This window comes from Plesiomonas sp., assembly GCF_051650925.1.
GTDB lineage: Bacteria > Pseudomonadota > Gammaproteobacteria > Enterobacterales > CAMTGL01 > Plesiomonas.
This window is the reverse complement of record NZ_JBOFRH010000140.1, coordinates 1-1,099: the sequence shown is the minus strand read 5'-3', so window position 1 is coordinate 1,099 and position 1,099 is coordinate 1. Positions and strand designations below refer to the sequence as shown.

At 48.8% G+C, this 1,099-nt stretch carries 3 protein-coding genes; all 3 read left to right on the top strand.

Annotated elements, in window-relative coordinates; translation table 11 throughout:
• Nucleotides 1-422 (top strand): glycoside hydrolase family 19 protein (locus ACRC27_RS03095; protein WP_438639171.1); only part of this gene is annotated, 422 nt, incomplete at its 5' end.
• Entirely contained in the window at nucleotides 419-766 is a 348-nt protein-coding gene (locus tag ACRC27_RS03090) for a DUF2570 domain-containing protein (RefSeq protein WP_438639173.1), read from the top strand. The genes ACRC27_RS03095 and ACRC27_RS03090, both read left to right, overlap by 4 nt.
• Nucleotides 654-926: an Rz1-like lysis system protein LysC gene (lysC, locus tag ACRC27_RS03085; RefSeq protein WP_438639172.1), complete on the top strand. Its 273-nt coding sequence runs from the start codon at nucleotides 654-656 to the stop codon at nucleotides 924-926. The genes ACRC27_RS03090 and lysC overlap by 113 nt, the downstream gene beginning before the upstream one ends.
• Nucleotides 927-1,099: the final 173 nt, after the last annotated feature.

Genomic DNA, 1,099 nt, shown 5'->3' with positions numbered 1-1,099 from the left:
CGGCTTTGGTTGCAACGTTCGGCAAGCGAATCACTCAACTACAAGCTAATGACTACGGTCGCACGACTGGGCACCCTGCAAATCAGGAGGCTATCGCTAATCTGGTCTACGGTGACAGGCTGGGGAATAAGGGCGCAGGTGATGGTTGGAAATACCGAGGCCGTGGCCTTATCCAGATCACCGGCCTTGATAACTATCGCGCATGCGGCGCAGCGCTAAAGCTCGATTTATTGACCAAACCAGAGTTGCTCGAGTTAGAACTGCAAGCTGCGCGTTCGGCTGCATGGTTCTACACATCAAAAGGCTGTATGGCCTACGGTGCTGACGTTGACCGCGTGACGCGCATTATTAATGGCGGATTGAACGGCATTGATGATCGCAAGGTACGTTACAACAAAGCGCGGGCGGCGCTAATGGTATGAAGCGATTAGTCATTGCGGTGATAGGCTTGGCGATAGGCGTTCTGTGGCATCAAAACAGTGAGCTGAGCAAAGAGGTTGGATCACTGAATAGCGACAAGGAAAGCGCGGAAGCTGTAGCAAAAAATTTCATAGCCAGTGTCAGCATCTTTAACCAAATCACTGAGTCCAATCAGAATGCAAAGTCTCAATACGCCGGAGAGTCGCAGAGAGTTAAGAGTGTTGTTCAGGCGATTGTCAAAAATGATGATTGCGGTGGTCGTATTGTTCCTGTTGCTGCTGTTGAGCGCTTGCACGAATACGCGAACGGTTTACGTTCAGGCTCCGTTGATCCGGCTACCTTCTAATCTGACTGCTGAAACGCCGCAACCAAAAATACCAGTATCAATGACGTGGTCAAACAGCCTTGATTTGAACGTTGCTCTTTTTTCCGCCCTAGCGCAGTGCAATAGAGACAAAGCAGACATCCGTAAAGCTGAATTGGCCAGACAAACAAACACCCAATAGGCATCAAAAGGTACTTTCCAGAGGTTGAAAACACCGAGGGGCTTGAAACCCGCGCGCTTTCACTATTTATGAAAATTTCTCAGAGAAAATGCGTGTCGGTACTCAAGATGTCTAACCTTCTGTTTTAAAATGCTTAAATCCCAAAAAAGATACGACACCCAAAGAGGGTGGGG

Bases quoted from the DNA above. Each gene is read 5' to 3' on its own strand.
- ACRC27_RS03090 (WP_438639173.1), top strand. From the start codon at position 419: ATGAAGCGATTAGTCATTGCGGTGATAGGCTTGGCGATAGGCGTTCTG.